Raw genomic sequence first — 26,974 nt, forward strand, 5'->3', positions numbered from 1 at the left:
AGCATGCCGGCACGAGCGGCACGAGCAGTGTCTGCCTGATGGGGGGCGGTCTTCCGCTGCAGGTGAGGTCTGCAATCGTCACTCGGAAGCAGGATCTCGACACCGACGCGCGATCAGCTTGTTGTGATCCGGCGTGCTATCAGCTGGGGGCTTGTGCGTGTGGGAGTGAATGGGTGCCGTTGTGGTCGACGATGAAGCGGAACCCGTGCGGGCTGATCCACTCGACCGCACCGGTGGGCAGGCGTCGGTTACGCCACCCGCCGAAGGTTTTCGCGCGGTGGTGGAGTCGGCTTTGCGGTATGAGGTTGTCGAGGCTGGTTTGCCCCGGCCCGGGCGGACCGCCCGTTTTGGCTGGTGGCCCGGTCTTGGTGTGGCGGTAGGGGGTGATGTGGTCTTGGTCCATGGAGGCGGTGGCCTCGGCGGCGCCGTAGGGGAACATGTCCACCGGGTGGCGCAGCCGGACGCGTTCGCGGATCCGGTCGGGGATCTCGTAGCTGTGCACGCTGACCTGGTCGTGCAGGTCGATCACCGGCTTCACCACGACCTGAGCGTGCCCGAGCAGCTCGCGCAGCTGGCTCGCCAGCAACGGGCCGAGCTCCTCGATCCGCAACACCCCGCGGCCGGTGGCGAGGGTCTTGTCGGTCAGGTGCACGTACAGCGTGTGCCGGTTCCGACGGCGCCGACCGATCCCCTGAGTTGAGCCGCTGCCGGCTCCGAGCCCGTAACGGTGACTGTCACGCTTGATCGCAGCCAACCGCTCCGGCAGCGAACCCGCCAGCACCCGCCGCGAGAACCGATCCACACCATCCACACCATCCACATCATCCACTCCATCCACACCAACCGCGCCGCCCTCCACCCGAACGTCCGCGCTGGCGCCGGCCGCACCGCGCTCCTCGCAATCGGCCTCGCAATCGGCCTCGCAATCGGCCTCGCAATCGGCCTCGCAGCCGGCCTCGCAGCCGGCCTCGCTGTCGCACCAGTAGCCAGACGGCTCACTCAAGGGGTCATCGGCGGACTCGCTGGCAGGGCGGTGGCCGGGATCCGCAGGAGCCGTCGCGGCGTCGTCGGCGAAGTCGTCCGCCCAGTCCATAGGGTCGGCCGACTCGGCGCCGTCGGCGGGGCTGTGCGCGGGGGCTGGTGTGGTGTTGGGCAGGGTTTGGGCGAGGTAGCGGGCTACTTGGAGGAGGTAGTGGGCTGCTTCGGGGTCGGCGATCCAGTCGATGGCCTTCGCGCGGCGTTCGTCGAGGGGGTCGGGGTCGCCGAGGATGGCGAGGGCGCGGGCGAGGTCGTCGATGGTGGCGTCGAAGCGGATCACGGCGCCGGCGGCGGCGCGGACCCAGATGCGTTTGGTGCCGTGTTCGTCGGACTGGGCGACGAACACGCCGCGGGTTTTCGCGGCTGCTCGGGCGTCGGCCTCGGCCTGTTCGGGGTCGGCTTCCCATACCGCGGCGGTGACGATCGACTTGAGTTTGCCCGGGGTGACGGTGTTGACGATGCCGGCCACGCGGCGGTCGACGATCGCGGCGGCTTCCTGGGAGAGGGTGAGGCAGGCGTGGGCGATCTTGCGGGCCCGCCACGACAGTGCCTGGCCGGACAGTACGGCGGCCCACACTTTGGGGAGGCGGTGGCGTAGGGCGAGGGCTTCGCCGATCAGACAGGCGGCGGCGCCGCTGGACATGCCGAGGACCGCGCCGAACTCGATCGGGGCGAACTCGGCGACGCCGGGGCAGCCGTCGCCGCCGTAGACCAGGTGCCGTTCGTGGCCGGGCAGCGGCTGGTAGCCCTCGACCACGGCGTTGTGGTCGGCAAACGCCAGCGCGGCGCGCAGGATGCCGACCGCGGCCTGTTCTTGAGCCCGGGCGTACTCGGCGGCCGCGGACAGCAGGTCCGTGTCGCTGAGCCCATCCAGACCGTCGTCGAACATGTGTTCTATTGTAGGTCACGGAATGGTCACGGGCAAATCGGCTATGCACTGGAATCCCTTACCTGTAAGGGATTCCAGCTGCTTCCGGCTGTTGCGGCGCGGATGGTCGGGGTGCGGTTGCGCAGTCGTCGCGGGCCGGGTCGCGGGCGTGTCGTTCCGGTTGGTTCCGGGTGGGGTGTCGGCCCTGGTCGTCGCACGCGAGCGGCAGCTCGCAAAACTCGCCGGCGGCAGCCCGCAACTCCCGGCCCAAGCCGGATCGCCCGGCGGTGGCCCGAAGCTCTCGACGGCAGGCGGAATGGGCCGGCGTCAGCCGGAAAGGACCCGGCGCATGCCGGAACAGCCCGGCGTAAGCCGGAGGAGCCCGGCGTAGCCGGGAACAACGGCGCGAGCCGAAAGCTGCCGGCGGCAGCCGGAAGAGCCCGGCGCAAGCCGGAAGAGCCCGGCGCAAGCCGGAAGGGCCCGGCGGTTGCCGGGAACAGAGGTCCGGGCGTTAAGCCCGGGGTGGGTGGGAGCGGGCGAAGCGGGTGCGCTGAGGAGCGGAGCGACGAAGGGAGCGGCCGCGAAGCACGCGTGGGTCAGATGTATCAGCGCCAGTTGTACCGGCGTTCCGGGCGGCCGGTGGTGCCGTAGCGGAGGGTTACTTCGGCTTGGCCTTGGGTGGTTAGGAATTCCAGGTAGCGGCGCGCGCTGACTCGGGAGATGCCGATTTTCTCAGCGCATTCGGCGGCGGAGAGGTTGTCGGGGGTGGCTCGGAGGGCGGCGGTGACCAGGTCGGCGGTTTCCTGGCTGAGGCCTTTGGGGAGGCGGTTGACCAGTTGGCGCGTAGGGGCCGCCAGGACGCGGTCGACGTCGGCCTGGGAGGTGACCTGGTCGGGGACGCTGGCCCGGCGGCGGGCGTACTCCTGGAGCCTCGCACGGAGGTCCTCGAAACCGAAGGGTTTCAGCAGATAGTTGACGACACCTTGCCGGACAGCGCCGCGGACCGCGTCGGCTTCGCGGGCGGCGGTGATGACGAGGATGTCGACGTCCGGTTGTACGGCGCGCAGCCGGGCGATCAGGTCGATGCCGAAGACGTCGGGCAGGTAGAGGTCCAGCAGGACCAGGTCGGGTGCGAGGTCGCCGAGTGCGGCCACCGCCTGGTCGCCGGAGTTCGCCGTACCGACGACCTCGAAGCCGTCCACGCGGTCGACGAACCCGCGGTGGATGCGGGCGACCATGAAGTCGTCGTCGACGACCAGGACCTTGATCATCGGGCTCCTTCCGGCGTGCGTTGGGTCGACATCCGCGCCACGAACGCGGCACCGCCCTCCAACAGGTTCGTGACCGCGACCTCGCCGCCGCGGCGGCGGCAGATCAGGCGGGTCATCGCGAGGCCGATCCCGCGCTCTCCTTCGGCCGCGGCCTTGGTGGTGAAGCCGTGCGCGAACACCTCCTGCGCCAGCTCCGGCGCAACCCCCGGCCCGGAGTCGCGGACCACGATCTCCACGCTGGTCGCGTCCTGGCGGAGTTCGACCTCGACCCACGCGGGCGACAGCGGCGTACCTGACTGGGCCGCGGCGTCGACCGCGTTGTCGACGAGATTGCCGAGGACGGTCGCGATGTCGGCGGACAGTGCCGGCTCGAGCCGCAGCAGCGTGGTCCGCTCGGACACGCGGAGCTCCACCCGGCGTTCGGCCGCGAGCGAGGACTTCGCCATCAGCAACGCGGCGACCGTCGTGTCGTGGACCCGCCGTGTCACGGTCAGGTCGAGCGATTCGCGGTACCGGTTGAGCGCGCCGACGTACGTGACCACCTCGTCGTACTCCCCGATCTGGATCAGCCCCGAGATCGTGTGCAACTGGTTGGCGAACTCGTGCGTCTGCGCCCGCAGCAACTCCGCGGACGACCGGAACGACCCGAGTTCCCGCTCGAGCTGCGCCAGCTCGGTCCGGTCGCGGAGCGTGGTGACCGAGCCGAGCGACCGCCCGTCCTTGGTCACGCTCATCCGGTTCATCACCAGTACCCGTCCACGCCGTACGACGACAGCGTCGCGCGCGTCGTCGTCACCGGCAAGGACCTCGCGCAGCCGCCCTTCGATCCCCAGCTCGCGCAGGCTCTTGCCGGTCGCGTCGTCGGGGAGGTCGAGCAGCCGCCGGCCGACGTCGTTGACGAGCGTCACGCGCAGATGGGGGTCCAGGGCAACGACTCCCTCCGCGAGCCCGTAGAGCATGGCCTCCCGGTGTTCGGCGAGGCCGGCGATCTCGCGCGGTTCGAGGCCGAGCGTCTGGCGTTTGATCCGCCGCGCGAGCAGCCACGAGCCGAGCAGGCCGAGGACGCAGGCGATCCCGAGATAGATCGCCAGGTACGACGACGCGCCGCGGAGCCGCTGCGGTATCGAGGGGACGCGCTCACCGACCATCACGGTGCCGATGTGGTCACCGAGCGTGCCGTCCGGCTTGCCGTTCGCGTCCTTGCCCTCGCTGAGCACCGGAACCTGCGCGACCAGTTCCTTCCCGTCGTCACCCTCCAGCTGACCGGACCAGCCGCGCCCGGTCCGCACGCCGTCGTCACCGAGCGTGAGCGCCGTCCCGATCAGCGTCACGTTGGTTGCCGCGATCACCTTTCCGCGCGCGTCCGCGACCGTGATCGAGCTGACACCGGACTGCGCGATGCTCGCCTGCAGCGTCGGCGCGAGCGTCTCCGCGGGCGCCGGGTTCCGGATGTTGAACCGCAGCGCCGGACTCGCCGAGAGCTGCTCGGCCAGCAGGGTGACACGACGCCCCTCGACCCGGTTGAAGGTGGCGGCCGACTGGGCGAGTGAGACCGCGGCGACCGCCACGAGCACGACCACGACGATCGCCAGCTGCAGCACGAGCAGCTGCCCGGCCAGCGTCGGTCGTCGTCCCAGTCTTCCCATGGTCACCTCCTCGCCCGTCGAACCGCATGATCACCGGTCCGGAGCCCGAGTGCCACACTTCATCCAGGTTCCGCCCGTGACCACAATGAACTCAACCACCGCTGCGGCCACAACGCAGACGGCCCGACCGCCGGAGGTCCACGATCGTCGCCACCTGATCCCCTCTGGAAAGGACTCCGCCGATGAGGTCAAGGCTCCTGGCGTCCACAGCACTCCTCGCGCTGCTCAGCCTGACGGCCTGCGGCGCGACCGCCGACAAGTCCGAGACGTCCACCGCGGACAGCGGGAAACCGGCCACCGGCCTGCGGCTGATGGTGCCGAACACCGCCGGCGGCGGGTACGACACCACCGCCCGGACCGCCGCGAAGGTGATGGACGACGCGAAGATCGCGACCGGCGTGCAGGTGTTCAACCTGCCGGGCGCCGGCGGCACGGTCGGCCTGCAGCGGATCGTGAACGAGAAGGGCAACGGCAAGCTCGCGATGCAGATGGGCCTCGGCGTCGTCGGTGCGACGTACACGTCGAAGTCGAAGGCGACGCTCACCCAGACCACCCCGATCGCCAAGATGATCGAGGAGGCCGGCGCGATCGTCGTCCCGAAGAACTCGCCGTACAAGACGATCCAGGACCTGGTCACCGCCTGGAAGGCGAACCCGAAGGGTCTCGCCGTCGGCGGCGGCTCGTCGCCGGGCGGGCCCGACCACCTGCTGCCGATGCAGCTCGCGCAGGCCGTCGGCATCAATCCCAAGGACGTCAACTTCGTCTCGTACGACGGTGGCGGCGAACTGCTGCCGGCCCTGCTGGGCAGCAAGATTGCCTTCGGGGCGAGCGGCTTCGGAGAGTTCCTCGACCAGGTGGAGAGCGGTCAGGTCCGCGTTCTCGCGGTGACCAGCGAGAAGCCGATCGACGCGCTCAAGGACGTGCCGACGCTGAAGGACTCCGGCATCGACCTGGTGTTCACGAACTGGCGGGGTATCGTCGCGCCGCCGGAGATCAGCGACGCGGACAAGAAGGTCTGGATCGACTCGCTGACCAAGATGCACGACTCGGAGCAGTGGAAGGCCGAGCTGAAGAAGCGCGGCTGGACGGACGCGTTCGTGACCGGTGACGAGTTCGGCAAGTTCCTCGCCGATCAGGACAAGGCCGTCGCGGACATCCTGACCAAGCTGGGGCTGGCGGCATGAGCACGGCCGCCACGACCCGGCGGCCGGATCGAGCGCAGTACGGAGTGTGCGGGTTCCTGGCAGTGGTCGGCGTCCTGGTGATCGCCGACGCCGCCCGGCTCCAGCACATTGCCAACAGCAACGACCCGATCGGCCCGAAGCCGGTCCCGATCGTGCTCGGCGTACTGCTTCTCCTGGTCGCCGTCCTGTACGCCGTCGACGTCGCCCGCGGCGGCCAGGGCGAGGCCGAGGAAGGTGAGGACGTCGACGTCACGTCGCCCGTCGACTGGCGCACCGTGGTGCTGCTGATCGCGGCGTTCGTGCTGAACCTGGCGCTGATCGACCCGTTGGGCTGGGTGATCAGCGGGACCCTGCTGTTCTGGGGTTCGGCGTTCGCGCTCGGCAGCCGGCACCACGTCCGCAACCTGTTCATCGCCGTCGGCCTGGCGCTGGTCACGTTCTACGCGTTCGCGATCGGGCTCGGCGTCAACCTGCCGGCCGGCGTACTGCAAGGGATTCTCTGATGGACAACCTGATGAACCTGGTGAACGGGTTCGGCGACGTCCTCACGCCGCTCAACCTGCTGCTCGCGCTGCTCGGTGTCACGGTCGGTACGGCGGTCGGCGTGCTGCCGGGGATCGGGCCGGCGATGACGGTCGCGCTGCTGTTGCCGATCACGTACGGGCTCGAGCCGGTGCAGGCGTTCATCATGTTCGCCGGCATCTTCTACGGCGGCATGTACGGCGGCTCGACCACGTCGATCCTGCTCAACACACCGGGCGAGTCGGCGTCCGTGGTGACCGCGATCGAGGGCAACAAGATGGCCCGCGCCGGGCGGGCCGCGCAGGCGCTCGCGACGGCGGCGATCGGGTCGTTCGTGGCCGGGACGATCGGGACCCTGCTGCTGGTGCTGGTCGCGCCGCAGGTGGTGAAGTTCGCGATCAGTCTCGGCGCGCCCGACTACCTGGCGCTGATGCTGCTCGCGTTCGCCGGGGCGACCGCCGTCCTCGGGTCGTCCCGGATCCGCGGGTCCGCGGCGCTGCTGCTCGGCCTGGTGATCGGGCTGGTCGGCATCGACAAGGTGACCGGCCAGCAGCGGCTGACGCTCGGCATCCCGCAACTGGCCGACGGCATCGACGTGGTGGTCGTCGCCGTGGGGATCTTCGCGGTCGGCGAGGCGCTGTGGGTGGCCGCGCACCTGCGGCGGAACCCCGGGACGGTGATCCCGGTCGGGCGGCCGTGGATGGGCCGGTCCGACTGGCGCCGGTCGTGGAAGCCGTGGTTGCGCGGGACGGCGTACGGGTTCCCGATCGGTGCGCTGCCGGCCGGTGGCGCGGAGATCCCGACGTTCCTGTCGTACGCGACCGAGAAGAAGCTGTCGAAGCACCCGGAGGAGTTCGGGCACGGCGCGATCGAGGGTGTCGCCGGGCCGGAGGCGGCGAACAACGCGTCGGCCGCCGGAACGCTCGTCCCGATGCTGGCGTTGGGCCTGCCGACGAACGCGACCGCGGCCGTGATGCTGGCGGCGTTCACGTCGTACGGGATCCAGCCGGGTCCGCTGCTCTTCCAGCGCGAGTCGAGCCTTGTCTGGGCGCTGATCGCGAGCCTGTTCATCGGCAACCTGTTCCTGCTGCTGCTCAACCTGCCGCTCGCGCCCGCCTGGGCGAAGCTGCTGCAGATCCCCCGCCCGTACCTGTACGCCGGGATCCTGTTCTTCGCGTCGATGGGCGCGTACGCCGTCAACGCGCAGCCGCTGGACCTGCTGCTGCTCCTGCTGCTCGGCCTCCTCGGCTTCGCGATGCGCCGCTTCGGGCTGCCGGTGCTCCCGCTGATCATCGGCGTGATCCTCGGCCCGATCGCCGAGCGCCAGGCACGGATGGCGCTCCAGCTGTCCAACGGCGAGTTCTCGGGGCTGATCGGCGGCCCGGTCTCCTGGGTGATCTACGTCGTGATCGCGCTCCTGCTGGCCGCTCCGCTGCTCGACAAACTCCGCCGCCGGCTGATCACCAAGGAGGCCGTGTCAATTTCCTGAGGTCGTGTTCGACGTAGAAGTATGAACCCGACCTTCCGGCAGTTGCTGATCAACACGTTGGTGGCGAACGTGACGACCACGTTCCTGAGCTTCGGCTTCGCGTTCTGGGTGTACCTGGTGACGCACTCGGTGCTCGCGGCCTCGGTCGTCTCAGGTGTCTCGATGCTGATCGGAGCCGTGTCCGGCACGGTCTTCGGCGCGATCGTGGACTCGCACCGGAAGAAGACCGCGATGGTGCTGTCCAGCTCGATCACCGGCGTCGCCTTCGCCGGCGCCGGCGTCCTGTACGTCGTCGCGGGCCGGCAGCTGACCGACTGGCACAACCCGTGGTTCTGGGCGTTCACGCTGCTGGTCCTGGTCGGCAGCACCGCCGGACAGCTCCGGAGCATCGCGCTCTCGACGGCGGTGACGCTGCTCGTGCCGGCCGACCGCCGCGACAAGGCGAACGGTCTGGTCGGCACGGTGAACGGTGTCGCGCACCTGATCACCAGCGTGCTCAGCGGCCTGTCGGTCGGGTTCGTCGGCATGGGCGGCACGGTCGCGATCGCGATCGTCTTCACCGGCGCCGTACTGGTCCACCTGACGCTCGCGATCCACCTCGACGAGCCGCGGCCGGAGCACCACCAGCGGGTGCGGATCGACGTACGCACCGCCTGGCGGACCATGCGCGGCGTCCCCGGGCTGCTGCCGCTGGTCCTGTTCAGCACGTTCAACAACCTGATCATGGGCGTGTTCATGGCGCTGATGGACCCGTACGGGCTGAACCTGTTCTCGGTGCAGTCGTGGGGCGTCGTGCTCGGCGTCACCAGCTTCGGGTTCATCGCCGGCGGCGCGCTGGTCGCGAAGTTCGGCCTCGGCCGCTCGCCGTTGCGGGTCCTGCTGCTGGCGAACGTCGCGATCGCGGTCGTCGGCCTCGGTACGGCGGTCCGCGAGTGGCAGTCCTTGCTGGTGCTGGGGATGCTGGGCTTCATGCTGGTGATCCCGATCGCGGAGGCGGCGGAGCAGACGATCCTGCAGCGGACGGTGCCGTTCGAGAAGCAGGGCCGGGTGTTCGGGTTCGCGCAGAGCATCGAGACCGCGTCGACGCCGGTCGCGGCGTTCGCGATCGGGCCGGCGGCGCAGTTCCTGCTGATCCCGTACATGGAGTCGGCGGCGGGCCGCAGTACCTTCGGCTGGCTGCTCGGCGGCGGTCAGGCGCGGGGCATCGCGCTCGCCTTCGTGGCCGCGAGCCTGCTGATGCTGGTCGTCGTACTGCTGGCGTTCGCGAGTACGGCGTACCGTCGCCTCGACCTCAGCTACCAGGCGCAGCCGGTGCCCGCGTAACACCTGCGCGGAGTAGGTTCGGTTCATGGCGGCCGTTGGTGATGAGGTGTCGCGGGACGAGGCGCGAAGGATGGCATTGGGGGCGCAGGGGTTCGGGGAGCCTCGCGGGGGTGATGTGCGCGGGGCGGTCCAGCAAGTCGGCGTGCTGCAACTGGACTCGGTGAACGTGTTGTGCCGGTCGCACTATCTGCCGGTGTTCGCGCGGGTCGGCAACTATCCGCGCCCAACGCTCGACGAGCTGAGTTGGGGTCCGGACCGGGAGTTGTTCGAGTACTTCTGGGGGCACAAGGCCGCGCTGCTCCCGCTCGACGTCTACCCGTTGATGCGGTGGCGGATGCGGGCGGCCGAGCGGCAGGTATGGGACGACGAGCTCAGTCCGGACGTGACCGCGCCGTGGTCCGTGGTCGCGGGGATGCGCCGCCTGACCGCCGAGCGGCCCGGGTACGTCGACCAGGTACTGCAACTGGTCACGGAACGCGGACCGTTGACGGCGGGTGAGGCCAGCCCGGACGGCGTACGGCGGAAGCGCACCGACCCGGACCCTGATCCGACCACGGGCCGGATGTGGAACTGGCAGGACGCGAAGATCGCGATCGAGTACCTGTTCTGCTCGGGCCAGGTGACGATCGCGGGGCGGAAGAACTTCGAGCGGAGCTACGACCTGACCGAGCGCGTGCTGCCGGCCGACGTCCTCAACGCCCCCGAACCGACCGCCGACGAGGCCCGTCGCGAGCTGGTCCGGATCGCGGCGCGCGGCCTCGGGGTCGCGACGCTGAAGGAGCTGTGCGGCGGCAGTGGCCAGGCGCATTTCCCGTTGCCCGCGGCCACCGGCCGCGAGGTCGTCGGTGAACTGGTCGACGCCGGCGATCTGATCCCGGTCCGCGTCGAGGGCGTCAAGCAGCAGGCGTATCGCTGGCACGAGGCCACGGACCGGCCGATCGACGCGCGGGCCCTGCTCTCCCCCTTCGACCCGCTGATCTGGAACCGCGACCGCACCCATCACCTGTTCGACTTCTTCTACCGGATCAGCATCTACACGCCCGCACCGCAACGCGTCCACGGGTACTACGTCCTGCCGTTCCTCCTGGGCGACCGACTCGTGGCCCGCGTCGACCTCAAGTCCGACCGCCAGACGTCGACGCTGGTGATCCCCACCCTCACGCCCGAACCCGACGCACCCGACTTCGTCGAGGAACTGGCCGGTGAACTGCACCTCATGGCGTCCTGGCTCGGCCTCGAGAACATCGCGGTCACCGCCGACGGCCGGCCGGCCGCTCAGCTGACGGAACGGATCCGGGTGACCAGTACGCCGGCGACGACCGTGAACAAGGATGCCAAGAGGTAGAGGACCGGGTAGCCGCCCAGGTGCTTGACGATCGGGGCGGCGATCGCGGGGGCCAGGACCTGGGGCAGCGAGTTGGCGATGTTGATGACGCCGAGGTCCTTCGCGCGGTCGCGGGCGTTCGGGAGGACCTGGGTGAGCAGGGCGAAGTCGACGGACAGGTACACGCCGAAGCCGGTGCCGAGCACGATCGCGCCGACGATCGCCCCCGGCCAGGTCGGCCACACCGCGAGGATCACACCGGCCGCCGCCATCACCCAGCCGGACCCGGTGACGAACACCTTCCGCCGCCCCGACCGGTCCGACCACCGGCCGGAGCTGATCGCGGTGACCAGCACGCAGACGCTGTAGATCGCGGTCAGGATCAGTACGCCGGTGTCCGGGTCGTCGATCCCCACCTCGTCCTGCAGGTAGTAGAAGAGGTACAGCGTGCCGAGCGCGTTGCCCACGTTGAACAGGAACCGGGTCAGCCACGCCCACCCGAAGTCGGGGTACCGCCGCGGGCTGATCCAGAAGCCCTTGAAGAACTCGCCGAGCGCGAACGGCGGCCGCTCGGCCAGCGGCGCATCACCGCTGCGTAGTAGATAAGGCACCACCGAGAAGAGCAGGAACGCCGCGCAGGCGACGTACCCGAGCGCGAAGCTGTCGAACGCGGCCGCCAGCGCGGTCCCGACCAACGCGCCCAGCACCTGCGAGATCGCCACCCACCCGCCGACCACACCCCGCTGCGTGACCGGCACCCGGTCCGGTACGACGGCCGTCGCCGCCGCGAGCAATGCGTTGCCGAACAGTTGCATCAGGCACCAGCCGACCAGCATCCACACGATCAGCTGCGCACCCGAGAGGATCCCGAGACCGATGGCACCGCCAACGGCACCGGCCACCACCCACGGGACCCGGCGGCCGTACCGCGACGTCGTACGGTCGGAGATCGCGCCGAAAGCCGGGTTCGCGACCACGGACACCGCGGCGCCGACCCCGGTCACCAGCCCGAACACGAACTCCTTGTTGCCCGGAGCAACCGCCTCCGACTGCTTCGCGAGCAGCACCTGGATCGGTCCGAGCCAGGCGGCGAACACGCCGACGTTCGCGAGCACGACGGCCGCGGTCCAACCGCCGCGCACCCGGACGGTCGGCTCCGCCAGCGCGGACGGCACCACCCCCGGCTCGGGAATCATCGCCGGCTCTGCGAGATCACATCACCGAACCAGTGGTACGACGCCTTGGGCGTCCGCTCGAGGGTCTCGAAGTCCACGTGTACGAGCCCGAACCGCTGCGAGTACCCGGCCGCCCACTCGAAGTTGTCGAGCAGCGACCACTGGAAGTACCCGCGGACGTCGATCCCGTCGTCGATCGCGGCCTTCAGCGACCGCAGGTACCCGTCCAGGTAGTCGATCCGGCGCTGGTCGGAGACCACCCCGTCGACGGGCTCGTCGTTGACCGCGCAGCCGTTCTCGGTGATGTAGAGCGGCGGCAGCTTGTCGCCGTACCGCTGCCGGAAGGTCCGCAGGATCTCGCCGAACGCGTCGGGGACCACCGGCCAGCCGAAGTCCGTCGTCGGGTAGCCGGTCAGTGTCCGCGGCTCGAACGGCAGGCCGGGCGGCAGCAGGACGCCGTCGGTCGCGGCCGTGTCCGCCTGACCCGTGGCGACGCCGACCGAGACCGGCGCGTAGTGGTTGATGCCGAAGAAGTCGACCGGCGTGGAGATGATCGCAAGGTCGTCGGCGACCGGACCGGGCATGCCGTCGCCCATGCCCGACGGGTACTCGCCGAGGATGACCGGATCCGCGAACAGCCAGTTGATCAGGTTGTCGTAGAGCGCGGCCGCTTCCCTGTCCTCCGCGCTGTCGCTCGCCGGCCAGGTCGGCGCGTGGTTCGACGCGATGCCGATCTCCTGCGCGCCCGCGGCCCGCAGCGCCTGCACCGCGCGGCCGTGCGCGAGCAGCTGGTGATGCGCGACCGGGAGCGCGTCGAACAGCAGCTCCTTGCCGGGCGCGTGCGCGCCGAGCGAGTAGCCCATCAGCGTCAGCACCATCGGCTCGTTGATCGTGATCCACGTCGATACCCGGTCCGCGAACCGGGCGCCGAGAATCCCGGCGTACTCCGCGAACCGATCGGTGATGTCGCGGGACAGCCAGCCGCCCGCGTCCTCGAGCGGCTGCGGCGTGTCCCAGTGGTACAGCGTCGGCGCCGGCCGGATGCCGGCGCCGAGCAGGGTGTCGATCAGCCGGTCGTAGAAGTCCAGGCCGGCCGCGTTCCCCGGACCGCTGCCCGTCGGCTGGATCCGCGGCCAGGCGAACGAGAACCGGTACATGTCCACACCGAGCTCCCGCATCAGCGCGACGTCCTCGGCGTACCGGTGGTAGTGGTCGCACGCGACCGCGCCGGTGTCGCCGTTCAGGATCCGGCCCGGCTCGGCGCAGAACGTGTCCCAGGTGGAGGTGCCGCGGCCGTCCTCGGCCACGGCACCCTCGATCTGGTACGCCGACGTCGAGACGCCCCACCGGAATCCGGCCGGGAATTTGAGGTCAGCTGTCATTCGCATCGTCCTCGTCGGGTGTCTTGTCCTGGGCCCGCGGGGCCTCGGTCTTCCGCACGACGACCGCCGTCCCGTAGGCCGCCACCTCGCTCATCGTGTTCGCGATCTCGTTGCAGTCGAACCGCATCGCGAGGATCGCGTTCGCGCCCATCTGCTGCGCCATCTGGCACATCCGCATCACCGCGACGTGCCGCGACTCGGCCAGCATCTGGGTGTACTCCGGCACCTCGCCGCCGCCCAGCGACCGGAAGCTCGCGGTGAAGTTCGACCCGAAGTCCCGGCTCCGCACGGTCAGCCCGAACACCTCGCCGTACACCTTCTCCGCGGTGTACCCGGGCAGGTCGTTCATGGTCGAGACCAGCACCGGGTACGGCGAACCCTGCGGCGCGACATGCGGCACGTTGGACGGGGCCGACTGGTAGTTCGGCTGGCCGTATCCCTGCGGCGGCGGGCCCTGCTGGTACCCCGGCGGCGGGCCCTGGTAGCCCGGCGGCGGACCCTGCTGGTAGCCCGGCTGCTGCGGCGGATACGGCTGGTTCGGAGGAAAGTTCTGGCTCATGCGGCCAATCCTGACAGGCCTGGGGGTATCACCATCTGAAGACTTGCAGCTCGAAGAGTGAATAGCCGTACGACGTCGCGCGCTGCGTCCCGGTGACGCGCACGTAGCGGGCCGGCACGGCGCCGAACCGGACCACGTCCGTCCCGCCGTCACCGGCCGTCGTCGCGTACACCTGCTGCCAGGCCGCCCCGTCCCGCGACACCTCCACGCGGTAGCCCTTCGCGTAGGCCGCCTCCCACCGCAGGACGACCCGTCGCACGGGTTGCTCGTTGCCGAGATCAACCTTCAGCCACTGCGGGTCGGACCAGTCGCTCGCCCACCTGGTGTCCAGCTTGCCGTCGACGGCGAGCGCGGGCGGCGAGTTGTACCAGCCCTTCTCGTAGCTGCTCGCGGTCGCGGTCTTGCCGACCGCCAGGTTGCCGACGTCGTCGCCGCGCTTCGCCGGGAACTCGATCACCTGCTGGTACGTCGGCCGGTTCACCCACGCGATCCGGTCCTGGGTGATGCCGCCCATCGGGTTGTGCGCGATCTGGTCGGCACAGTACTGGTCGCCGGCCGCGCAGTCCGCCGTCGCCGGGTAGGTCGTCGACGCCGGCACCTTGGTGGCCGCGAGCAAGGTCTCGGTCAGGGTGCTGCGGCACGCGGCCAGGGAACCGCCGCCGCAGTACGTCACCGGCTGCTCCGCCTTGACCGGGTCGCCGAGAACCTTCCGCAAGTCGCGCTGGACGAAGCCCCACCAGCCGCTCTGGAACGCGGATCCTTGTGCGCCCGGTCGCTCGTCGATCTTCAGGTTGGCGACGAGCGCGCCGTACAGCTCCGGACCGAGGTCCTTGAACTGTGCGGGGATGAGCGCGGGCCACCACGCGTCCAAGAGGCGGATCGCATCCGCGTGGTCGTAGGTGCGGGATCCGGCAGTCGGAGTCCTGCGGTGCGCGCCGGACTGTTGCCACGCGGTCAGCTTGGCGACGGCGTCGGCCACCGCCGGGTCGGTGATCGGGGCGCTCTTCAGGACGCGGAGCAGGTACGGCAGGACCTGGTCACCGCGGAGGTCCACCGTCGCCGCGTCCTCCATCGCCTCGACGAGCTTCCCGCGCGTGAACTTCTGCCCGCTGTCGATGACCGCCTCGATCCGGTCGTCGAGCGGCTGGCTGCGGTACACCGCGTTGTAGCCCCACTGGCCGTCCGAGGCGGAGTACCCCGGAGCCTGCTTGTTGTTCCAGCTGGTCAGGTAGTCCTGGTTCACAACCTGCGGATGCTGGGCCGACGGGGTGTACGTCGCGCGGTTGGTGTCCGGGTTCCACCCCTGCCACTCGTAGCTGCTCCACGTCGGCAGGTTCGGGTCCGCGCCGGCCGCGCGGACCGGGTTGTCGCCGGAGTTGTAGTACGCGATCGAGTTCTTGTCGGTGTAGAACCAGTTGAACGTGTACCCGATGTTCGCCGCGGCCTTCTGGAAGTCGGCGGCCGACCGGATCTTGCCCGGGTCGTTGAACTGCATGAACCCGAGCGCCGACCCCGCCTCGTTGCCGTACGTCGACCGGTTCTTGGTGAACAGCACCGGTTTTCCGCCGACCGTTCCGCGATGCGTGACGATGCCGTACTCGGTGCGCAGGGCAACCAACGTGTACGATCCGGCGGGCTCCGACGAGCCGAGGCTGGCGTACCAGGCGTTGTGCCGCTCGAGCCGCTCGATCGGTACGCAGTCGCCGCGGAAAACGTAGTACTGCGACGTTTTCCGCGGCGTTCCGCCGTTCGGCTCGCAGAGCGGGACGGCGAACGTGTCGGTGATGTCCTGGCCCGCGGACGTCGCGCTCCACGAGTAGTCGGGTCCGCGGCCGATCAGCGTGTAGAAGTTCAGGCCGGCGAACGCGATGCCGCGGGTGCTGATCCCCGGGCCCTGGAGTTCCTGGCGGAGCAGCAGCTGCGGTGCGAAGTACCCGGTCTGCGGGCCGTAGACCGCGATCGGGTTCCCGGACTGCGTGTGCGCACCGGAAACGAGCAGCGCGTTCGACATTCCTTTCTTTCCGAATCCTTCCGGAAACAGTCCGCCGTCGAAGATTCCGCGCAGTTCCTCGGCGCCCTTCGGCATCGGCTTCGCGGTCGCCGTCCGGTTCACGGTCTGGTCGATGACCTGAGGCTCCGGCGTCACCGAGCCGCGGTCCGGCAGCGCGCGGCCGGCCGGGTTCGGCCCGGTGGTCCCGTACGGGAACGTCGCGCCGTTGTGCACCGTGGTGTTCGCCTCCGGGTCGTTCTGCGACCGGAACGACTCCCACACCTTGGTGCCCGCCGCCACGCCGTACTTCGCCTGCGCCTCGAGGAGCGCCAGCGCGGACGTGACCTCGGAACCGCCGCCGGTGCCGAAGATGCCCGCGACCACGGCCGCCGTCGCGACGACGTCCGTCACCTTCCAGTGCGGCGTCGGCCAGTCGAGCCCGAGCGCGACGTACTCACCGGGGTACGCGATGCCGACCGTGTCGATGTAGTGGTTCACCCCATCGACCCAGGCCTGGATGTCCTGCTGCATCTTCACGCCGTCGGCGCCGTACAACTCGTCCGCGTCGTCGAACTGCCGCTGCAGGTCGGCCTCGGTGTACGGCGCCGTACGCCAGAACTCCTGCTCGAACGCGCGGTTCGCCGGCGCGCCACCCGCGAACGGCGTCAGCTGCCCGCGCCCGAGGTGCCGGAACACGTCCATCACGAACAGCCGGTCCTGCGCGCCGGCGTACCCGGCGCCGAACATGGTGCCCAGCCGGGTGGTGCCGGTGATGTGCGGGATCCCGCGCGACTTGTCGCGGACGATCGTCACGTCACTGCGCGGCTTGATCGTGCTCGCCACGTCATCAGGTTTCACGCCGAACGAGGCATCGTCGAAGTACGGCGCGAGGCCGTCGTCGGTGATGCCCTGCGCGTTCCAGACGAGGTCCTGGTACGGCTTCACCGTGTCACTGAAGTGCGCCGGGCGCACCCCCAATGCCTTGAAAGCAAGGAGATCCGTGAACGTCGCGTGGCCGTTCTGGCCCGGCGGCAGGATGTCGCGGCATTGCTCGAGGCAATAATCCTTGGGGGTCGCGGCAACGGCTTGCGGCGCCGCTTGGGTCGGTGCGGGCGCGGCCACGAGCAGGGCAGCGACGGCGGCGCTGCCGGCCACGACGGCGATCGTCGGACGAAGGCGGGTTCGGAGTGCGGGGCGGGGCACGGTTCCCTCCTCAGGTCGGTAAAAGTGAGAATGACTCACCAGTAGCACCCGGTCAAGAACTCACCCGCAGACTCTCGCCAACTGCGGTGCGTGACCACTACGCTCGGCAACACCATGGGCATTCATGATCGTTACCGGTTGAGTGTGGTGATCAACGCCAAGGGGACGTACACCCCGCTCGGGGTGTCCCGCAGTTCCGACGGGGTGGCGGCGGCCGTCGCACAGGCGTTGCCTGAGTTCTTCGTGATGGACGAGCTCGGCGACCGCGCCAGCGAGGCCATCGCGCAGGTCACCGGGGCCCCCGCCGGCACCGTCGTGCACTGCACCGCGGCCGGCGTCACGCTCGCCGTCGCGGCCACGATGACGGGCGGCGATCCCCGGCGTACGGCGGCCTTGCCGAACACGGCCGACATGCACAACCGCGTCGTACTGCCGGCCTGTCACGTCGTCGACTACGGACACTCCAACCTGCAGGGCATCCGGCTCGCCGGCGCGCAGGTGGACCTGGCCGGCGAGGAGGACAGCTGCACGATCGCCGACCTGGAAGCAGAGCTCGACGGACCCGATGTCGCATGCCTGATGCTGGTGTCGTCACGGCTGACGCGCGGCGAGCCGATCGACCTGGCGGCGGCGATCCGGGCCGCGCACCGTCGCGGCGTACCGGCCATCATCGACGGCGCGGCGCAGTTCCCGCGGATCGCAGACCTGCTCGCGACCGGCGCGGACCTGGTACTGGTCAGCGGGCAGAAGTACCTCGGCTCGCCGACCGCCGGGATCGCGGCCGGAACGTGGTCGCTGGTGCAGGCGCTTCGCGCGCAGGAGAAGGGCATCGGGCGGGTGATGAAGCCGACGAAGGAGGCGATCGTCGGCGTCCTCGCGGCGCTCGAGGAGTGGCAGGCGTTCGACCGGGTCAAGTGGGAGGCGGACGAGCGCGCGAAGGTGGACGCGTTCGTCGACGCGGTGTCGCGGATCCCCGGTGTCACAGCCGAGGCCGTCCCGGATCCGGCCGGCCTGCAGGTGTCCCGGGTGTTGCTGCAGGTCGGCGACGCCAAGCGGGTCGCGACCGAACTCGAAGCCGGCACCCCGCCGATCTACGTGATGACCGACCGGATGGCCGAGGGCGAGCTGATGCTCGAGCTGGTCCCACTGGACGCGGACGAGATCGCGACGGTCGTCGCCCGCTTGTGGGCCGTTCTGACCTGAAACAGAACAGCGGGCCGAGAACCCGTCTCGACCCGCTGTTCGTCGTACGTCAGTGCTGGTAGGACTTGCCGTCCGTACGGCGAGGTCCGTTGCCGGTACGGCGTGGACCGCTGCCGCCGCGGTTGTCGTGGCCGCGACCCGGACGGTTGCTGCCGAACCGCTTGCCACCCCGGCCGCCGCCGCCCTTGGCGAAGCGCTGCGGCTTCGGGGCCGGAAGCTTCACCGGATACCCGGACGGCTTGCTGCCGCCGGTCAGCTCGGTGACCAGCTCGTCACCCGGACGGGCGCGAACGGGCTCGGCCTTCACACCGGCCGTCTCGGCCATCCGGATCATTCCGCGCCGCTGGTGCGGCAGGACGAGTGTGACGACGGCACCCTTGCCACCGGCACGCGCCGTACGACCCGCGCGGTGCAGGTAGTCCTTGTGCTCGGCCGGCGGATCGGCCTGGACGACCAGGCCCACGTCGTCGACGTGGATACCGCGGGCGGCGACGTCCGTTGCCACCAGCACCGGCACCGAACCGTCCTTGAACTGGTCCAGCGTCCGGTTCCGCATGCCCTGGGTGAGGCCGCCGTGCAGCGCCGCGGCCATCACGCCACGGTCGCGCAGCTGCGTCGCGATCCGGTCGGCGCCCAGCTTGGTGCGGACGAACACGATGGTCCGGCCGTCCCGGCTGGCCAGCTCGGCGGTCAGCGACTGCTTGTGCGCCGGCTCGATGACGAGCAGGTGGTGCTCCATCGTGGTGACCGTCGCCTGGCCGGACTCGGTCGAGTGCTGCACCGGGTCCTTCAGGTACGTCCGCACGATCGTGTCGACGTCGTTGTCGAGGGTCGCGGAGAACAGCAGCCGCTGGCCCTCGGGCGGCGTCATGTCGAGCAGCGTGGTGACCGCCGGCATGAAGCCCATGTCGCACATGTGGTCGGCCTCGTCGAGGACCGAGATCTCCACGGCGCCGAGGTCGGCCGCGCCCTGCTCGCACAGGTCGATCAGCCGGCCCGGGGTGGCGATCAGCAGGTCGACGCCGCGCCGGAGCGCGTCGATCTGCTTCGGGTACGGGAGACCGCCGGCGATCAGCTTCAGCGACACGTTCATCACGTGCGCGAGCGGCTCGAGGGCGTCGTGCACCTGCATCGCGAGCTCACGCGTCGGGACCAGGATCATGCCGCGCGGGCGGCGCGACTCGGTCCGGCCGCCGGCCAGCCGCATCAGCGTCGGGAGCCCGAAGCCGAGGGTCTTGCCGGAGCCGGTCTGGCCGCGGCCGAGCACGTCCTTGCCGGCCAGCGCGTCCGGGATGGTCGCGGCCTGGATCGGGAACGGCGTGGTGATCCCGTCCCGGGCCAGCCGCTGCACCAGCCGCGGCGCCAGCCCGAGCGCGGCGAACTGGTTGTCGTCAGCAACATTCCCGAGATCCACCGGCTGCTCCACCCGCTCACTCCGCCGGTCGTCGCGCCGGAAGCTCTTGTCGTCCCGCTCGAACCGCGGCCGGTCGTTGTACTGCGACCGGTTGTCGCGGTTGTCCCGGTTGTACTGCGGCCGCTCGTCGCGGTTGAACCGCGGCCGGTCACCGCGCTCACCCTGCGAACGGTCGTCCCGCCGGTACGACGAACGCTCGTCCCGGTTGAAGCGCTGCCGCTCGTCACGGTTGTAGGTACGGTCGTCGCGGTTGTACTGCGGGCGCTCGTCGCGGTTGTAGCGCGGACGGCTGTCCTGCGCGCGGTCGTCCCGGCGGAACGCCGGCCGGTCGTCGCGGCCGCTCGTGCGCTGGCCTCGGTCGGGCCGGGGCTGCTCGGAGCGGTAGCCCTTCACCGGAGCGCGGTTCTCGCGGGGTGTTTCGGACGGCTGCTGGGCGGCCAGGCGCTCGCCGTACGACTGGTTCTGGTGCTTCTTGTGGCGCGGCTTCTTGATCCGCCCGTCGGCGGACTCGGGGTCGGACTGGTGGTGCTGGGTCACGCAAACTCTCTCTCGGATTCACGGACGATTGGCGCCGGATCGCAGCCGCACGTGAGCGCCGGTCACGAAACATGACCGGACGGTACGTACTCAGCAGGAGACGGGCATCGACCTGCGGGTGCTATCGCGTTGCACCCATGTCGCCGGGACCTTCAGCGGGATGCTGAAACCGACGGGTCGGAGCGCCTGGGAACTACTCTGGTGACGCGACGCGCGCACCGACACCACAAAAGTATAACCGATCGTGACGACCGCCCCGACCACCCGACCGCCGACCAGACCACTCACCCAACTGGTGCTCTCAACGTCCGTCATCGCACAGTTCAAGCGAGCTTGAGTTTTTGGAGCGCGGTCCTAGGGTGGCGGTATGCGAGAGGAGAACGTCCCGAGCAAGGAGCACTGGCTCTCGATCGGGGAGATCGCGCAGCGGTCCGGGGTGGCGGCGTCGGCGTTGCGGTTCTACGAGGACCAGGGCCTGATCGCGTCCCGCCGGACCGCCGGCAACCAGCGGCAGTACCAGCGCAGCACGCTGCGCCGGATCGCGTTCGTGCAGGCGGCGCAGCGCGTCGGTCTCGCACTCGCCGAGATCAAGCAGGCCCTCGACTCCCTGCCCGAGGACCGGACGCCGACCCGCGCCGACTGGAGCAAACTCTCCCGGACCTGGCGCAGCCGCCTCGACGAACGGATCGCCGAGCTCGAACGGCTCCGCGACGACCTCGACAGCTGCATCGGCTGCGGCTGCCTCAGCCTCCAGCGCTGCAACCTCTACAACAAGGAGGACCGCCTCGCCACCCGCGGCCCAGGCGCCCGCCTCCTCAACGTCGGCATCCCGGGCGAAGCTTCCTAGGCGAGCAGCCCGCGCTCGACCACGTCGACCAGCAGCTCGGCGGCGGCCGCGGCGTCGTACTCCGGATCGGCGAGCGACTCGGCGACGATCGAGTCGATGCCGCCGCCGATCAACAGCGCCGCGGAACGTAGGTCCAGGTCAGCGTCCAACCCGCGGGCCGCGCGCGCCGCTGACAGCAGGCCCGCGACCGCTGACCAGCGCGCCTTCGAATCGGTCAGCGGCGCGACCGACGTCATCGCCTCGATCAGCATCCGCACGTGCCGCGGTCGCTCCCGCAGGTGCTTGACCATCGACCGGATGTACGCCGCCGGGCCGTCCGCCGGACCCGCGGCGTCGACGGCCGCGCCGACCGCCGCCACCAGCGTCGACAGGACGTGCTGGTGCGCGGCCTCGACGAGCGCCTGCTTCGACCGGAAGTGATACAGCACGCCCGCCTTCGTGATGCCGGCGCTCTCCGCGATCCGCCCGAGCGACGCGGCGGCGTACCCGCCCTCGGCGACCTGCTCGATCGTGACGTCGATCAGCTGCGCGCGGCGCGCCTCCTCGGTGAACGTGAGGTTCCGGCCGCGGGCTGAAGGCATGACCTCAACTTACCGTATGGTGGGATCACTTACCGATCGGTTAGGAGAGCTCGTGACCAAGAACCCACGCCGCCGCCGGCGCCTGCTGATCGCGCTGTGCGTGGTCGGCGGACTCGTCGTCAGCGCGGCCTTCGCGCTCCGTACGCCGTCGCCGGTCGGCCACTGGAACAGTCCCGAGGGCTTCGACGACTACCGGTCGAAGTACGACGCGGCGATGCGCGACCTCCCGGCGCCGGCCGCGGTCCGCGACGTGCGGACGGAGTACGGCGTCGTCCGCGTATACAAGTTCGCGGGCGCGAAGAGCGGACTGCACCCGCTCGTGCTGCTGCCGGGTACGTCGTCCGGGACGCCGGTCTGGGCCGACAACCTGAGGTCGCTGCTCGCGATCACCGACGTGTACGCGCTGGACCTGCTCGGCGAACCCGGGATGAGCATCCAGGACAAGCCGATCACCTCCAGCGAGGACAAGGCGGCCTGGCTCGACCAGACCCTCGCGGCGCTGCCGGAGCGGAAGTTCAACCTGCTCGGGCTCTCGATCGGCGGCTGGACCACGATGAATCTCGCCGTACGACGGCCGGACCGGGTCGCGACGGTCACCACGCTGGACGCGGTCTACGTGTACGACGGACTGCCGTTCGAGGTCGTGATCCGCTCGCTGCCGGCCACGGTGAAGTGGCTGCCGCGGTCGTGGCGGGACAGCTTCAACTCGTACACCGCCGGCGGGAAGCCTGTGGAGCACGTGCCGGTCGCCGACATGATCGAGTCCGGGATGAAGAACTACACGATGCGGCAGCCGCAGCCGGAGCGGATCACCGAGGAACAGCTCGCCGCGCTGCCGATGCCGGTGCTCGCGATCATCGCCGGGCGGTCGGTGATGCACGACCCGGCGAAGGCTCGCAGTACGGCCGAGCGCGCGCTGCGGACGAAGACCGTGGCGTTCTATCCGGACGCGTCGCACGCGGTCAACGGCGAGTACCCGGACCGGATCGCGAGCGACCTGCGGACGTTCCTCACGGCGCACGGCCGCTCATAACGCGGCGGCTATGGCGGGCATAGAACGGCCGGGTGGGGACGCGGGTTAACCCCAGGGTTTTGCGGGATGCGATGCGGAATTCCGGGAGTCTTGGCAGCATCCGGAGGTAGCGATCGGTGATCCGCCCGTCGCTATCCGCCACCGATTCGGAGTGAGGCCCTCCATGTCGCATCGCCGTATCCTGACCAGCCTCGCGGCGCTCGCCGCCGCCGCGCTGGCCGTGCCCGCACTGGCAGCGTCCCCCTCGACTGCCGCGCCGGCCACCGTTTCCACCGCCACTACCCGGGCGGCGTACATCGGCTCCCCGCAGGACGAGGCCGCCACGAAGGCGTTCTACGAGGCCGTGATGAAGTCCGCCCGCGCGAAGATGGCGCAGCAGGCCCAGGCCGGGCGGAAGGTCACGGCCGTGACCGTCACGTACGCCGTCGACGCACCGACGTTCCGGTCCCAGATCTCTTCCAGCACGCAGATCTGGAACTCGTCGGTGAGCAACGTGAAGCTCGTCGAGGGCAGCAACTACGACTTCTACTACACCGAGGGCAACGACCCGCGCGGCTCGTACGCGTCCACCGACGGGCACGGCAGCGGCTACATCTTCCTCGACTACGCCCAGTCCCGGGAGTACGACCCGACCCGCATCACCGCCCACGAGACCGGCCACGTCCTCGGCCTCCCCGACCACTACTCCGGCCCGTGCTCCGAACTGATGTCCGGCGGCGGCCCCGGCCCGTCCTGCACCAACGCCTACCCCGACGCCACCGAACGCGCCAAGGTCGACCGCCTCTGGTCCAACGGCAAGACCACCCTCCCCCAAGCCGCCTTCCACACCTCCAAGTAACCCCCGAACCTCCGGCCCGGAGCCGCCCGGCAGGGGACGGCCCGGGCCGGAGCTCTTACTCTCGGAACATGCGGAAGTGGGTGGGGGCCGCAGCCGCGGCAGTCGTCGGTACGTCGTCACTGACCGGCTGCGGGGTTCCGTCGGGTGGAATTCTCGGCGTGATGGTCGACGGTCGCGGCGAACCGTCGATCGTCGTCCAGATGTGCGAGGGCCACATCGACGGAGCGACCCTCTATCTGGAGGATCCCGACCCCGACCGGATGCCTGCGCAGCACAAGACAATGGGGACCTGGGAGGTCAGCCCGCCGGTCACCGGCTTCTCACAGTTCTTCCTCGACACCGGCGGAAACGGCTGGCGGGTCGCCGGCACGCTCATGCCACGCGAACCGGAGACGCGGTACACGATCTACGGATGGTCGAAGGACAACAGTTGGTCGGCGAGCCATCTGTCCTTCAGCGAGCACGAACTCGCGAACCTCGGACCTGGGACGGTGCGAGTGCCGGACAACGAACCGGAAGCGCAGGGTAACCGCACCGTGTCCCTGGCCGACTTCCGGACGAAGACCTGCGAGGAGTGGTTTTGAGGACATAGGACGTACTACGACACGCCGCAGAACCCGGTTCGGACAGCGGATCTCGCGAACACTGGTGGGCATGAGATTCCGCCTGGTGGTGCTTGCGCTTCTCGTGATGGTGACGACCTGTTTGACGTCTCCGGCGTACGGGGCAGGTCTGGAAGGTAGGGCGATCTTGTCGCCGGGGACCGCGGGGTACTCGTGTTTCCGGATTCCCGCTCTGGTGCGCGGGAACGACGGGACGCTGGTGTTGTTCGCGGAGGGACGGAAGCCGTCGTGCGGCGACCTCGGCACGCATGACGTGGTGATGGTGCGGTCCACGGACAACGGGGTGACCTGGAGTGCGCCGAAGGTGGTGCACGCGGGCGTGGACCAGACCGCACACAACCCCGCACCGGTCGTCGACACCCGGACGGGCCGCATCGCGTTGCTGACCTCGCGGCAGTACAACACGGTCTGGTCGCAGTACAGCGACGACAACTTCGCGACCTGGACCCAGCCACGGGAGATCACCAGCAGCGCGAAGCTCGCCGGCTGGAGCAGCTACGCGACAGGTCCCTCGCACGGCATCCAGCTGCAGCGCGGCGCGCACGCCGGCCGGCTGGTCGTCGGCACGCACTTCTCCACCACCGACGGCGACCGCAAGGGCGGCGCGCTCGTCTACAGCGACGACAGCGGTACGACGTGGCGCCTCGGCGCGCGCGACTACGCGGCCGATCCCGACCTCCGCGTGCAGGAACTGTCCGTCTTCGAACGCCCTGACGGCTCGCTGTTCGCGCTCGCCCGCGACGAGGGCGGCCCCAACCCGTCCACGGTCGCCTCGGCGATCTCGTCCGACGCGGGCGAGACGTTCTCCACCGGTTTCCACGCGGGCCCGGCCGAGCAGAGTCTCGCCGTACCGACCGTCCAGGCGTCCACCCTCGAGCTGCGCGCCACCGACCGCGGCGACCGCTACAACCGCGTGCTGCTCGCCACCGAGACCCGCCAGGGCACGACCCGCGAGAACCTCACGATCCGCTCCACCTACAAGGGCGGCACCGAATGGGTCGACCCCGGCGGCGGCACCGTCATCTACGGCGGCATGGCGGCGTACACGGACATGACGAGAATCAACGACAGCACGGTCGCGCTCGTCTACGAACGGGCCGTCAACTGGTCGCACGGGTACATCTGGTTCACCACCTTCACCGAGGCCGACCTCGGCCTGCCGGACGGCGACACCAGCGGCGTACCGACCACTCCCGATGCCTCAGGCAACGATCTCCACGGGTACCTGCGCGGCCCCGTGTCCGTGGCCGGCAAGTTCGGTACGGCGCTCTCGCTCGACGGCACCGACGACTACGTGCAGCTGCCGTTCGCGGAGAAGCTCGCGGTGAGCAGTGGCGACTTCACGTGGACCGGCTGGTTCAAGTACGGCGCCAGCACCGCCGACCAGCCGCTGCTCTGGGCCTACAACCAGGGCGACGTCTACTCGCAGCTCTGGCTGCGCGCCGAACCCTCGAAGAACCGCCTCCGCGCCCTCGCCCAGAGCGGCGAGACCGCGGTGACACTCGCAACCACCAAGTCCTACAACGACCAGGCCTGGCACCACTACGCGCTCTCCCGCCAGGGCAGCACGTTCACGCTGTACGTCGACGGCGTGGCCGCCGCCACCGCCACCGGCGCGATCGGCTCGGTCAGCCCGAAGCGGCCGTTCCAGATCCATCTCGGCCAGCGGCTCGACGGCCTGCAGAACCTCAAGGGCCAGCTCGACGACTTCCGGCTCTACACCCGCGCACTGACCCCGGCGGAGATCTCCACGATCTTCACCGGCAACTCGACCGCTCCGGCGGGGCTGCGGCTCAGATACCCGTTCTGACCGGGCCGGTGGAGCCGCGCACCACGAGTTCCGGACGGAACAGGAACTCGGTGTGCGGCGTGGCGTGGCCGCGGACCTCTTCCAGCAGGGACTGGACCGCGGCCAGCCCCATCGCCTGCACCGGCTGCCGGATCGTCGTCATCGGCGGATCGGTGAACTCCATCATCGGCGCGTCGTCGTACCCGACCACCGACACCTCGCCCGGCACGCTCAGCCCGCGCTGCCGGGCCGCCCGGATCACACCGAGCGCCATCATGTCCGAGCCGCACACCACCGCGGTCACCCCGGCGTCCAGCAACTGCCGGCCGGCCGCCTCGCCGCCCTCCACGCCGAACATGCTCAGCGCGACCAACGGCTCCAGGTCGTCGTCCGACAGGCCGAGCTGGGCCTTCATCGAGGTCCGGTACCCGGCCAGTTTCCGCTGGACGACGATGAACCGCTCCGGCCCGGACGCGAACCCGATCCGCCGGTGCCCGAGCGCCACCAGGTGCGAGACCGCCAGCTCCATCGCGGCGTACTCGTCCGAGGACACGAACGGCGCCTCGACCGCCGGCAGCCAGCCGTTCACGAACACCACCGGGAGCCGGCGCTCGACCAGCGCCTGGTACCGCTCGTGGTCGGCGCCGGTGTCGGCGTGCAGCCCGGAGACGAAGATGATCCCGGAGACGCCGCGCTCGAGCAGCATCTCGACGTACTCCTCCTCGGTCGCCCCGGACGGGGACTGCGTGCACAGCACCGGGGTGTACCCGCGCTGCGACAGCGCGGACTCGATCACCTGCGCGAATGCCGGGAAGATCGGGTTGATCAGCTCCGGCATCACCAGCCCGATCAGCCCCGCGGACCGCCGCCGCAACCGGGACGGCCGCTCGAACCCGAGGACGTCGAGCGCGGTCAGGACCGACTGCTTGGTGTCCTCCGCGACCCCCGGCTTCCCGTTCAGCACCCGCGAGACCGTCGCCTCACTGACCCCCGCCTTGGCCGCGATGTCCGCCAGCCGTGCCCTGCCACCCACGCCGCTGCTCACGCCCGGCACTGTACCCAGCCGTCGCTGACCTTGCAGCAAGATCCTGCAAGAACTTGCAGGATGCGCACGGGTGTCCACAACGTGAACGGA

At 69.9% G+C, this 26,974-nt stretch carries 21 protein-coding genes; 11 read left to right on the forward strand and 10 right to left on the reverse strand.

Going from position 1 to position 26,974, the window contains the following annotated elements; all coding sequences use genetic code 11:
• Positions 1 to 139 precede the first annotated feature (139 nt).
• The 3 genes from ABN611_RS06365 to ABN611_RS06375 all read right to left on the reverse strand — a co-directional run bounded on the left by ABN611_RS06365 (position 140) and on the right by ABN611_RS06375 (position 4,823).
• Positions 140 to 1,927, reverse strand: a complete 1,788-nt coding sequence (locus ABN611_RS06365; protein WP_350278847.1) for a DUF222 domain-containing protein — start codon at positions 1,925 to 1,927, stop codon at positions 140 to 142.
• Between the two features lie 584 nt (positions 1,928 to 2,511).
• Positions 2,512 to 3,177, reverse strand: coding sequence for a response regulator (locus ABN611_RS06370; RefSeq protein WP_350278848.1), 666 nt, complete (start codon positions 3,175 to 3,177; stop codon positions 2,512 to 2,514).
• Positions 3,174 to 4,823: an ATP-binding protein gene (locus tag ABN611_RS06375; protein ID WP_350278849.1), complete on the reverse strand. Its 1,650-nt coding sequence runs from the start codon at positions 4,821 to 4,823 to the stop codon at positions 3,174 to 3,176. Before ABN611_RS06375 ends, ABN611_RS06370 begins: the two co-directional genes overlap by 4 nt.
• A 182-nt stretch (positions 4,824 to 5,005) precedes the next feature.
• Here ABN611_RS06375 and ABN611_RS06380 point away from each other — a divergent pair, with 182 nt between their 5' ends.
• The 5 genes from ABN611_RS06380 to ABN611_RS06400 are packed head-to-tail and all read left to right on the forward strand — an operon-like array spanning position 5,006 to position 10,686.
• Positions 5,006 to 6,007 (forward strand): tripartite tricarboxylate transporter substrate binding protein, encoded by a 1,002-nt coding sequence (locus tag ABN611_RS06380; protein WP_350278850.1) that lies wholly within the window; start codon positions 5,006 to 5,008, stop codon positions 6,005 to 6,007.
• Positions 6,004 to 6,510, forward strand: coding sequence for a tripartite tricarboxylate transporter TctB family protein (locus tag ABN611_RS06385; protein WP_350278851.1), 507 nt, complete (start codon positions 6,004 to 6,006; stop codon positions 6,508 to 6,510). Before ABN611_RS06380 ends, ABN611_RS06385 begins: the two co-directional genes overlap by 4 nt.
• Positions 6,510 to 8,018, forward strand: coding sequence for a tripartite tricarboxylate transporter permease (locus tag ABN611_RS06390; RefSeq protein WP_350278852.1), 1,509 nt, complete (start codon positions 6,510 to 6,512; stop codon positions 8,016 to 8,018). The genes ABN611_RS06385 and ABN611_RS06390 overlap by 1 nt, the downstream gene beginning before the upstream one ends.
• A gap of 21 nt (positions 8,019 to 8,039) precedes the next feature.
• The gene (locus tag ABN611_RS06395; RefSeq protein WP_350278853.1) at positions 8,040 to 9,341 is read left to right on the forward strand and encodes an MFS transporter; all 1,302 of its coding nucleotides are present in this window, start codon (positions 8,040 to 8,042) and stop codon (positions 9,339 to 9,341) included.
• Between the two features lie 25 nt (positions 9,342 to 9,366).
• On the forward strand, positions 9,367 to 10,686 hold the full coding sequence (locus tag ABN611_RS06400; protein ID WP_350278854.1) for a crosslink repair DNA glycosylase YcaQ family protein: 1,320 nt from the start codon (positions 9,367 to 9,369) through the stop codon (positions 10,684 to 10,686).
• On the opposite strand, the gene ABN611_RS06405 is transcribed toward ABN611_RS06400, so the two are convergent.
• Genes ABN611_RS06405 through ABN611_RS06420 form a run of 4 tightly spaced genes read right to left on the reverse strand, consistent with a single transcriptional unit; the run spans position 10,617 to position 16,974 of the window.
• Entirely contained in the window at positions 10,617 to 11,861 is a 1,245-nt protein-coding gene (locus tag ABN611_RS06405; RefSeq protein WP_350278855.1) for an MFS transporter, read from the reverse strand. The genes ABN611_RS06400 and ABN611_RS06405 overlap by 70 nt on opposite strands.
• Positions 11,858 to 13,222 (reverse strand): GH1 family beta-glucosidase, encoded by a 1,365-nt coding sequence (locus ABN611_RS06410; RefSeq protein WP_350278856.1) that lies wholly within the window; start codon positions 13,220 to 13,222, stop codon positions 11,858 to 11,860. Before ABN611_RS06410 ends, ABN611_RS06405 begins: the two co-directional genes overlap by 4 nt.
• Positions 13,212 to 13,781, reverse strand: a complete 570-nt coding sequence (locus ABN611_RS06415; protein ID WP_350278857.1) for a heavy metal-binding domain-containing protein — start codon at positions 13,779 to 13,781, stop codon at positions 13,212 to 13,214. The genes ABN611_RS06410 and ABN611_RS06415 overlap by 11 nt, the downstream gene beginning before the upstream one ends.
• Positions 13,782 to 13,809: 28 nt before the next feature.
• A complete protein-coding gene (locus tag ABN611_RS06420) occupies positions 13,810 to 16,974 on the reverse strand; it encodes a penicillin acylase family protein (RefSeq protein WP_350278858.1) in 3,165 nt (1,054 codons plus the stop codon).
• Positions 16,975 to 17,064: 90 nt separating this feature from the next.
• On the opposite strand from ABN611_RS06420, the gene ABN611_RS06425 reads away from it, so the two are divergent.
• On the forward strand, positions 17,065 to 18,177 hold the full coding sequence (locus ABN611_RS06425) for an aminotransferase class V-fold PLP-dependent enzyme (RefSeq protein ID WP_350278859.1): 1,113 nt from the start codon (positions 17,065 to 17,067) through the stop codon (positions 18,175 to 18,177).
• 49 nt (positions 18,178 to 18,226) lie between these two features.
• On the opposite strand, the gene ABN611_RS06430 is transcribed toward ABN611_RS06425, so the two are convergent.
• Positions 18,227 to 20,128, reverse strand: coding sequence for a DEAD/DEAH box helicase (locus ABN611_RS06430; protein ID WP_350278860.1), 1,902 nt, complete (start codon positions 20,126 to 20,128; stop codon positions 18,227 to 18,229).
• A 367-nt stretch (positions 20,129 to 20,495) separates the two neighbouring features.
• Here ABN611_RS06430 and soxR point away from each other — a divergent pair, with 367 nt between their 5' ends.
• Positions 20,496 to 20,975, forward strand: a complete 480-nt coding sequence (gene soxR, locus ABN611_RS06435; protein WP_350278861.1) for a redox-sensitive transcriptional activator SoxR — start codon at positions 20,496 to 20,498, stop codon at positions 20,973 to 20,975.
• On the opposite strand, the gene ABN611_RS06440 is transcribed toward soxR, so the two are convergent.
• On the reverse strand, positions 20,972 to 21,556 hold the full coding sequence (locus ABN611_RS06440; RefSeq protein WP_350278862.1) for a helix-turn-helix domain-containing protein: 585 nt from the start codon (positions 21,554 to 21,556) through the stop codon (positions 20,972 to 20,974). The genes soxR and ABN611_RS06440 overlap by 4 nt on opposite strands.
• Before the next feature lie 52 nt (positions 21,557 to 21,608).
• On the opposite strand from ABN611_RS06440, the gene ABN611_RS06445 reads away from it, so the two are divergent.
• From ABN611_RS06445 to ABN611_RS06460, 4 genes are all read left to right on the forward strand, one after another.
• Entirely contained in the window at positions 21,609 to 22,589 is a 981-nt protein-coding gene (locus tag ABN611_RS06445; RefSeq protein WP_350278863.1) for an alpha/beta hydrolase, read from the forward strand.
• Between the two features lie 163 nt (positions 22,590 to 22,752).
• A complete protein-coding gene (gene snpA / locus ABN611_RS06450) occupies positions 22,753 to 23,427 on the forward strand; it encodes a snapalysin (protein WP_350278864.1) in 675 nt (224 codons plus the stop codon).
• A gap of 68 nt (positions 23,428 to 23,495) precedes the next feature.
• Positions 23,496 to 24,011 carry a hypothetical protein gene (locus ABN611_RS06455; RefSeq protein WP_350278865.1) on the forward strand — a complete coding sequence of 172 codons (516 nt, stop codon included), beginning with the start codon at positions 23,496 to 23,498 and terminating at the stop codon, positions 24,009 to 24,011.
• A 70-nt stretch (positions 24,012 to 24,081) separates the two neighbouring features.
• Positions 24,082 to 25,860, forward strand: a complete 1,779-nt coding sequence (locus ABN611_RS06460) for a sialidase family protein (RefSeq protein ID WP_350278866.1) — start codon at positions 24,082 to 24,084, stop codon at positions 25,858 to 25,860.
• Here ABN611_RS06460 and ABN611_RS06465 read toward each other — a convergent pair.
• Positions 25,844 to 26,872 (reverse strand): LacI family DNA-binding transcriptional regulator, encoded by a 1,029-nt coding sequence (locus ABN611_RS06465; protein ID WP_350281603.1) that lies wholly within the window; start codon positions 26,870 to 26,872, stop codon positions 25,844 to 25,846. The genes ABN611_RS06460 and ABN611_RS06465 overlap by 17 nt on opposite strands.
• Between the last annotated feature and the right edge of the window lie 102 nt (positions 26,873 to 26,974).

It is taken from the genome of Kribbella sp. HUAS MG21, assembly GCF_040254265.1.
GTDB lineage: Bacteria > Actinomycetota > Actinomycetes > Propionibacteriales > Kribbellaceae > Kribbella.

Bases quoted from the DNA above. Each gene is read 5' to 3' on its own strand.
- ABN611_RS06365 (WP_350278847.1), bottom strand. From the start codon at position 1,927: ATGTTCGACGACGGTCTGGATGGGCTCAGCGACACGGACCTGCTGTCC.
- ABN611_RS06370 (WP_350278848.1), bottom strand. From the start codon at position 3,177: ATGATCAAGGTCCTGGTCGTCGACGACGACTTCATGGTCGCCCGCATC.
- ABN611_RS06375 (WP_350278849.1), bottom strand. From the start codon at position 4,823: ATGGGAAGACTGGGACGACGACCGACGCTGGCCGGGCAGCTGCTCGTG.
- ABN611_RS06380 (WP_350278850.1), top strand. From the start codon at position 5,006: ATGAGGTCAAGGCTCCTGGCGTCCACAGCACTCCTCGCGCTGCTCAGC.
- ABN611_RS06385 (WP_350278851.1), top strand. From the start codon at position 6,004: ATGAGCACGGCCGCCACGACCCGGCGGCCGGATCGAGCGCAGTACGGA.
- ABN611_RS06390 (WP_350278852.1), top strand. From the start codon at position 6,510: ATGGACAACCTGATGAACCTGGTGAACGGGTTCGGCGACGTCCTCACG.
- ABN611_RS06395 (WP_350278853.1), top strand. From the start codon at position 8,040: ATGAACCCGACCTTCCGGCAGTTGCTGATCAACACGTTGGTGGCGAAC.
- ABN611_RS06400 (WP_350278854.1), top strand. From the start codon at position 9,367: ATGGCGGCCGTTGGTGATGAGGTGTCGCGGGACGAGGCGCGAAGGATG.
- ABN611_RS06405 (WP_350278855.1), bottom strand. From the start codon at position 11,861: ATGATTCCCGAGCCGGGGGTGGTGCCGTCCGCGCTGGCGGAGCCGACC.
- ABN611_RS06410 (WP_350278856.1), bottom strand. From the start codon at position 13,222: ATGACAGCTGACCTCAAATTCCCGGCCGGATTCCGGTGGGGCGTCTCG.
- ABN611_RS06415 (WP_350278857.1), bottom strand. From the start codon at position 13,781: ATGAGCCAGAACTTTCCTCCGAACCAGCCGTATCCGCCGCAGCAGCCG.
- soxR (WP_350278861.1), top strand. From the start codon at position 20,496: ATGCGAGAGGAGAACGTCCCGAGCAAGGAGCACTGGCTCTCGATCGGG.
- ABN611_RS06440 (WP_350278862.1), bottom strand. From the start codon at position 21,556: ATGCCTTCAGCCCGCGGCCGGAACCTCACGTTCACCGAGGAGGCGCGC.
- snpA (WP_350278864.1), top strand. From the start codon at position 22,753: ATGTCGCATCGCCGTATCCTGACCAGCCTCGCGGCGCTCGCCGCCGCC.
- ABN611_RS06455 (WP_350278865.1), top strand. From the start codon at position 23,496: ATGCGGAAGTGGGTGGGGGCCGCAGCCGCGGCAGTCGTCGGTACGTCG.
- ABN611_RS06460 (WP_350278866.1), top strand. From the start codon at position 24,082: ATGAGATTCCGCCTGGTGGTGCTTGCGCTTCTCGTGATGGTGACGACC.